The sequence below is a fragment of the Paraburkholderia sp. GAS448 genome (assembly GCF_050435685.1).
Taxonomy (GTDB): Bacteria; Pseudomonadota; Gammaproteobacteria; order Burkholderiales; family Burkholderiaceae; genus Paraburkholderia.
On record NZ_JBNDKT010000097.1, the window covers coordinates 1 to 7,055 of the forward strand.

Annotated in this window: 6 protein-coding genes and 1 pseudogene; 2 read left to right on the forward strand and 5 right to left on the reverse strand. The window is 59.9% G+C overall.

What is annotated here, in order from left to right:
• Positions 1-95 (reverse strand): annotated as a pseudogene (locus P3T23_RS46860) (helix-turn-helix domain-containing protein); the annotation flags it as partial.
• A 33-nt stretch (positions 96-128) separates the two neighbouring features.
• Positions 129-3,101: a Tn3 family transposase gene (locus P3T23_RS46865; protein ID WP_429322824.1), complete on the reverse strand. Its 2,973-nt coding sequence runs from the start codon at positions 3,099-3,101 to the stop codon at positions 129-131.
• Positions 3,102-3,268: 167 nt separating this feature from the next.
• Here P3T23_RS46865 and P3T23_RS46870 point away from each other — a divergent pair, with 167 nt between their 5' ends.
• Complete coding sequence (locus P3T23_RS46870; RefSeq protein WP_429322825.1) at positions 3,269-3,832, forward strand: recombinase family protein; 564 nt, start codon at positions 3,269-3,271, stop codon at positions 3,830-3,832.
• Between the two features lie 296 nt (positions 3,833-4,128).
• On the opposite strand, the gene P3T23_RS46875 is transcribed toward P3T23_RS46870, so the two are convergent.
• From P3T23_RS46875 to P3T23_RS46885, 3 genes are all read right to left on the reverse strand, one after another.
• Entirely contained in the window at positions 4,129-5,199 is a 1,071-nt protein-coding gene (locus tag P3T23_RS46875; RefSeq protein ID WP_429322826.1) for a bifunctional transcriptional activator/DNA repair enzyme AdaA, read from the reverse strand.
• The gene (locus P3T23_RS46880; RefSeq protein WP_429322827.1) at positions 5,186-5,959 is read right to left on the reverse strand and encodes an isocitrate lyase/PEP mutase family protein; all 774 of its coding nucleotides are present in this window, start codon (positions 5,957-5,959) and stop codon (positions 5,186-5,188) included. Before P3T23_RS46880 ends, P3T23_RS46875 begins: the two co-directional genes overlap by 14 nt.
• A 241-nt stretch (positions 5,960-6,200) precedes the next feature.
• Positions 6,201-6,329: a hypothetical protein gene (locus P3T23_RS46885; protein ID WP_429322829.1), complete on the reverse strand. Its 129-nt coding sequence runs from the start codon at positions 6,327-6,329 to the stop codon at positions 6,201-6,203.
• 258 nt (positions 6,330-6,587) lie between these two features.
• Here P3T23_RS46885 and P3T23_RS46890 point away from each other — a divergent pair, with 258 nt between their 5' ends.
• Positions 6,588-6,854: a hypothetical protein gene (locus P3T23_RS46890; protein WP_429322828.1), complete on the forward strand. Its 267-nt coding sequence runs from the start codon at positions 6,588-6,590 to the stop codon at positions 6,852-6,854.
• Positions 6,855-7,055 lie beyond the last annotated feature (201 nt).

Here is a 7,055-nt window from a genome sequence, read left to right on the forward strand (position 1 = left end):
GGACGACGGTGGGAGATTTCCTGCAGGGCCGCTTCACCGCCCTTGTCGTACAGTTCCTTGAAGCGGTAGAAGCTGTCGCGGGAATAGCCCATTACGGGGTTCGGGGAGCAATGGAACAGCCAACCGACTTAAGCGTCATTTGGGCGACGTAGCGGCCGTAGTTCGCCGCGAGCGACGGCATCCGGGACCGCGAACGAATAGCGGCCCAGCAGGTTGATGTGGTCGTGGCCAAACGGAGAAAGCCGCGCCACGTCTTCATCTTTGACCTCGCCCCCTTCATTGCGTAGCTGCGTCAGGATCGCATCCATGTAGATCGTGTTCCACAGCACGATCATGTTGATCACCAACCCGAGCGCGTTGAGCTGGTCTTCCTGACCTTCACGATATCGCTGATGCAGTTCACCGCGCTTGCCGTGAAATACATCTCGCGCAAGGCTATGGCGCCCTTCGCCGAGATTGAGTTGAAGCAGCGTGCTGCGGCGACGAGTCTCGTCATCGAGATACGTCAGCATGTGAATGGTTTTGTCGATGCGTCCAATTTCTGCAATGGCTTGTGCCAGTGGCGTAGCTTGCTTGTCAACCTGTAACGTCCGCATGATGCCGGCCGCTGGCACTCGCCCAAGTTTCAGGGAACCGATCAGCCGCAGCACATCGTCCCAATGAGGCGTGACACGATTCAGCTTGATGCAATGCCGTGCAAGATCGTCCAGATCACCGTAGTCGGCGCTCGAATCGATTCTCCAGAAGCGGGCGTCACCAACGTCTGCAATCCGGGGGCTGAAACGATAGCCCAATAGCCGGAAGAGCCCGAACACGACATCGCTGTATGCTCCGGTATCCGTCATGATGCGGGTAGGCTGCAGTTCCGTCTGCTGTTCGAGCACGACGGCGAGCAGGACCAGACTGTCACGTAGCGTGCCGGGTACCGTAATGCCGTTGAGCCCCGTGCGCTGATCCGAAATCAGGTTGTACCAGGTGACGCCGCGGCCGCGATTGAAATACTTCGGATTCGGCGCGGCATGGACGGTGCGCACCGGCACAACGAAGCGCATCCCATCGGCCGATGCGACGTCACCGCCGCCCCATTGCCGGGCTAGCGCTATCTGGTTTTGGGCCGCGACCAGTGTAGCGTTAGCTCCGATCAACGTCTCGTCGCGCACATAATTTTGATCGACCCACATCAGCCGGTCACGCCGCAAGGCGGGGGTGTCCTGACGAACGAACGGGTCGGGCCCGGTATTGCACGCCTCGGCAAGCAGCACGGCACATAGGCTCGTGGTCAGATCTGCAGCACGTGCTGTGCGTTCGGTGAGATGCGTGAAGGCTTCGGCGAAGCCGGTGCGTGCTGCGATTTCCAGCAGGATCTCCGGCAAATCGACGCGCGGCATGCGCGACTTCACCTCGGCTCGTAATGCAACCAGCGACGGTGGCTCGTCCAGCTTGTCGAGTGGCGTCAGCACGAGCTCGCTCTTGCCAGCGACGGTCTCGAATCGTACGGCTTGATTGTCGGGCAACCGGGCTGCGACGGCACGATAGGTTTGATCAAGTTCTTTGGCTAGCGCGGCCAGCGCAGGCTCGGGATCGGCACTCAGGCCAAGCGAGCGACAGATGATGGGGCGCGATGCGCTCCATTCGGCCCCGCTCAGCAAACCGGCGCGGGGGTCAGCATAGCGCCAGCTCAGCGTCACAAATACATCGCGGCGCCGCAAAGCGGTCTGCAACTTATCGAGCGTACAGAACGCGAAGGCCGCGTGATCAAGTTTGCCATCGCCCTGAACTACATGGCGCTGCCATGCCTTGTCGACAACGGTTGTCGGTGGATCGTGATCGGGCCGGTGACGCAGCCAGTCAAGCGCCTGGACCAGCGGCCCGGCAGCAGGGTTGGCCTCGAATCTGACAACCCGCAGCAGCGTAGGAAGAAAGCGCTTCACGGTTTCCTTTTTGCGCTGCAATTCCTGATAAAACACGTCGTCGGGTGGTCGGACCAACCCGGTCACGTTGGCGAGGGCCTGCTCCAATGCGTCTTGTCCGATCGCCGCGTAGATACGCGTACGCAACTCCGAATCGGACAACTCCGGGTTGAGCAGCATCCTGCAAGCATCCGCCAGCGTGATCGCCGCCTTGTCGAGGTCCTTCATGGCACGCAGCCGGACCTTCCGATCTGCCTGCTCGGCTTTCGAGAACAATTCGCGCAGCAACATATCAAGAACATCGAGCGCGTCGTCCTGCGTACTCGCTTCCAGACTGTGAACAAACGCGACGAGCGTTGCCAATCGCCGGGCTGGCGGCAACCGGCTGATCGCGCTCACCTTGGCGGCACCGGCAAACCGGGCCAGTGACGCAAGGCGACTGGGTGGAACCTGCGCTGCCGGCAACGTGATGCCGAGCGCGCGGACGGTTTCGACGCGGCTCAATGCCTGCACGAGCGCGGGTCCGCTGATCCGCACGGGCCCCTTGCGCAACCGGTCAAGCCATGACTGACGGCTGCCGTCGGCTACCGTCAGCAAGTTATCCAGACGGGCCTGCCGTTCAATCGTCACGTCCCGCACCAGAAGTCGCCACAAACGGCTCTCCATGCGAGTTCGAATTTCCGAAACAAAACGTTCGAGGACGGTCACGCCCGGCAGCAATACCTTGTGTGAGATCAACCAGTTGCTGGCGTGCTCGAACAGAACGCTGGGCCGGTCGGTTCCGGTCCAGCATAATGCACATAGCCAGCGGCCGAGCCGAAAGCGGACGCCGCGCTCGACGAACTCGCGATAGTGATACCGGACACGGATCTCCGCAGTGTGCCGCCAGCGTTGCTCGCTTTCTTTATATGCATATACGCAGCCCGGATCGACTACATTGATCTGCGGAGCGAGCAGATGGATGACTGATTGCGGTACCGCAGTCGGGTCTTCCAGAAAGGTTCCGAGAAATCGCACCGTAGTCAGCTGGAGCGCATAGCCAAGGCGGCTGGAGTCGCGCCGCTTGCGTGCAATCCATTCGCGATCTTCATCATCGAGATGGAAGTAGCGCGCGATTTCGTCGGCGGACATGGCGCCGGGATACTGACCGTAGCGTTCGCGCTGGCTCGGCGTGAGAAAACTGACAGGCATACCGCTCCTCGCGGGTCGATTGCACAAACGTTCGTTTGCGCAACAGAACTCCGCGCACGACGGGCCAAGCGTTTGCATGGTGCGAAAATATATTGCACAATCGCGATCAATGGCAACAGGTTTATAAGATGGCGTCCTTACCATTAGAGCGGAGACGCAAACGCGCCATGAAGCTCGGCTATGCCCGTGTCTCCACCGAGGCGCAAGATAATGCCGCCCAGCTTGCCGCGCTGAAAAAAGCCGGCTGCCAGCGCATATTCGAAGAGAAGGCTTCCGGCGGCCGCTGGGAGCGCCCCGAGCTGAAGCGCCTGACCGAGCAGCTCCGCGAAGGCGACGTGCTCATCGTCTGGAAGCTCGATCGACTCTCAAGGTCCCTAAAAGATGTGCTGATCCTGATGGAACGCATCGAACAGACCGGAGCCGGCTTCAGAAGCCTGACTGAAGCGATCGACACCACCTCGCCAGCAGGCCGGATGATGATGCAGATCGTCGGGTCGTTCGCCGAGTTCGAACGGGAGATGCTGCGCGAACGGACCCGCCATGGCCTCGCTGCAGCCCGCACGGAAGGACGTGTCGGCGGCCGCCGACCAAAGCTCAAGCCTCGTCAGCAGCAGGAAATCGTGAAACTGGTCGAAGCCGGGGAGAAGACTGCGGCGGACGCCGCCCGCCTGTTCGGCGTACATCCCTCTACCGTGGCACGCCTTCTTGCCCGGCGCCGGCTCGAAGAGTAGTCGCGGTTACATCGGGATGATTTTACTTTCGTGGGGGGGGCTAATTTAGCCGACATGCAGCCGCCGCTGGAGGCACTTTGTCCTGACGACACGGATTGTTTCGACGGCCGACGAGTTGCTCGCCGACGAACACATCGCGGCTATTATCGGTCGATTGAACCCATTTCACGAATGGCCGCTAGGGCGAGACCAGACACTAAATCCTGTCTATGGTAGTGCCCAACCAATACAAATGGCTGTCGGGGCGGAACGGGTCCGCAATGGACGAATTGGCCGTCTGGGGTCCTTTGCAGAATTCAAGGTCTGCTTATTTCTTCGGCGTAACGCTGCTCATGCTTGATCAACCATTGCTTCCGGACAACTCCTCCGCCGTACCCCATCAAAGCACCGTCTTTGCCGATGATGCGGTGGCAAGGAACGATGATGGCGATCCGGTTGCCGCCATTTGCCGAGGCTACAGCTCGCACCGCTTCCGGTTTGCACAGTTTTTCGGCCTGCGCCTGATAGCTACTGGTCTGACCATAAGGCACCGTTTGCAGTAGTCGCCACACCGACTGCTGGAAGTCGCTGCCCGGCGCATGCAGCGCCACTCCGAATGTCCGGCGCCGGCCAGCGAAGTATTCACCAATCTCCCGCTCGGTCTGCCGGGTATGGTCGTTTTCGACGGCAATGATGCGTGCCTTGAGCTGCTGCTGCAACTCTCTAAATTCAGTCTCAAGCATGCGCCGATCGACGAATTCCAACAGGCAAACACCCTGCTCGGTGGTACAGACAAACATCGGCCCCAGTGGCGTGGTGAAGCGGTGGATCAGGATAACGTTCGTTACAGTGCTGTCCCTGGGTGTCTCTCCGATCATCTTCTTGTAGGTGTAACCAAAGCCGCTGAGTGATTCGTAGCCGCTATCGAGCGCTACATCGGTCGCGCGCTTGCCGCCCTTGAGCTCCTGCAAGGCGGTATTCACGCGCAACATACGCTGGAACGCCTGAAAGGTCATGCCGTAATGCTTGCCGGACCAGCGCCGCACCAGCTCGGGGCTGATGCCCTGTTGCCTCAATTGCCAGTCGCTGATCCGAACTTTCAGGTTGGCGCGCACCAGCTCAATGGCTCGCGCCACCGGCAGCGGCGCGACGTGGGCATTCTCGGTCGGACGGCAGATCTTGCACGGGCGAAATCCGGCGTCGAGCGCGTCCTTGAAGTCGGTATAGAACTCGACATTCTCGCGCCTAGGCTTGCGCGCACGGCAGGTGGCAATGCAAAACACACCGGTGGTCTTGACCCCAACAAAAAAGATGCCGACATAGTCCGAGGCGCGCTCCACCAGCGCCCGGTAGTAAGTGTCGATCTGGGTCCCGTCAGTGACCAGCATGTTCAAAGACCGCCAGGAAGGATTGCTGCGTTCGAATGGCCTGCAACGTCTGTAATAACTGCTGTTGTAACTGCGAATGAACAAAGTTGCCCATGCTGATTCGTTTTACACCCAACGCCGCCAACCTGTCGAATGCCGGCAATTGCGGCATGCACATGACATTTAGCGGCAGCGGGACGGCCTCGACGATGGCGGCAATATCCTGTGGCTGCACCACGCACGGCACGAACAGACCATCGGCGCCGGCCTCGGCATATAGTCGGCCACGACGGATGGTTTCCAACTGAGCATCTTCGTCACCCAGCAGGAAGGTATCAGTACGGACATTGAGGAACATCTCGATCCCTGCCGCGGCGAGTTTCGCCTTGATGGCCGCCAGCCTGGCCGCAAAGACTTTGGCATCCAGCGGGCGACGCTCCCCCCGCCGCACCACGCTGTCTTCCAGATTGACGCCCACCACACCCAGGGCCGCCAGTGCGGCCAGATTCGCCACGACTTGTGCCGGTTCGTCGGCATAGCCGGCCTCCATGTCGACACTCAGCGGCAAATCGCAAACCGCAGCCAGCCGGGCAACGAGTTGCCGCAGTTCGGTAAAACTCAGCCCTTCGCCATCGGCATAACCAAACATGCTGGCGATGGCGGCACTGGACGTGCCAATGGCCTGATACCCCGCCTGCTTGACCGCTTGAGCACTGGCAACATCCCAGACATTCCCGATCAACAGGGGCGTCGATTGCTGATGCATCGTTTGGAAATTCATGGGGCTACCCCTCACAGATGGAGAGCTGCAGGATAGCAGCCTGCCCCATCCATTCGCAACCGAAAACTGGACGAGTATTTTTGTCGAGCGATAGCGAGCAGATATGGCCCAGCCCGAGCTGGCCGCTGCTGCCAGGCCTTTTTGCGGCGACGTTTCGGGTTGCCGGTTGCCCGAAAAATTAACCGGCAGTGGTCGGATTCCGGTCATGCGAGAACCGCCCTCCGAGTGGCAAAAATGAGGCTTAAGTCGGTTGGCTGTTCCATTGCTCCCCGAACCCCATTACCCGGCAGGCCTGACTGACATTGCCCAGTTGCCGCGCCAGTTCGAGCATGCCGACCTTGGCGCGGATGACTTTCTGTTCCTGAGTCATGGTGGACTCCTTGCAGTTCGCCGCGCGCGTTGCCGCTTCGGACTGCGTCCTCCGCGCCCACGCGCAACAGCACGAGAAACCGACCACTGTCAGATTTAGTCTAGGCTATTGCATGTCATTGCAGCTATCGTTTGATAGCGCGGTAGCGACTTCAGCCGTCCTTGCTGGACAGAACTTTTTTTGAACACGGGAATGACCGTTTCGGACCCGTCTCATGGCATCCCCGGGAACGTATCCATAAGATGGGTGGGTTAGCGCGTGGTCTTCCCGCGCGGCACGATCCTGCTTTCCATCATGGACTTTTCGCTCGCCCTCCAGTTCTTTGCCCTCATGCTGGCGCTGATCAGCATCGCACTCGTGCCGGTCGTCATGCGGCGCGATCCGGCGCCTGTCAGAAGTATCGTCCGGATTGATGTGCTGCCGCACCCGGAGTGGCCTGGCCTGCTCACGCGAGTCGGGGCAGGCTGTCTGCTCGCGTCGTTCGTGGTCCTGCTTGCCGGGTGCTACCTGCTGCTTGCCACGTGACCTGCGGCGGCTCTGTTGCCCGACACATCAGCGTCGGGAGTCGCTTGTGAAGAAACAGGACAACACTTTTCTTGCGCACCATGCGCTCAGGGCCATCGCACGAAACAGAGTTTTCCAATACCGAAATGAGCCTGGAGAGACCGGGTTGTCGGAATGATTGATCGTTAGAGGAAACGTGATTTTAGGACGTAAGTGTTCGTG

Bases quoted from the DNA above. Each gene is read 5' to 3' on its own strand.
- P3T23_RS46875 (WP_429322826.1), bottom strand. From the start codon at position 5,199: ATGCTGGTCACTGACGGGACCCAGATCGACACTTACTACCGGGCGCTG.
- P3T23_RS46885 (WP_429322829.1), bottom strand. From the start codon at position 6,329: ATGACTCAGGAACAGAAAGTCATCCGCGCCAAGGTCGGCATGCTCGAA.
- P3T23_RS46870 (WP_429322825.1), top strand. From the start codon at position 3,269: ATGAAGCTCGGCTATGCCCGTGTCTCCACCGAGGCGCAAGATAATGCC.
- P3T23_RS46865 (WP_429322824.1), bottom strand. From the start codon at position 3,101: ATGCCTGTCAGTTTTCTCACGCCGAGCCAGCGCGAACGCTACGGTCAG.
- P3T23_RS46880 (WP_429322827.1), bottom strand. From the start codon at position 5,959: ATGAATTTCCAAACGATGCATCAGCAATCGACGCCCCTGTTGATCGGG.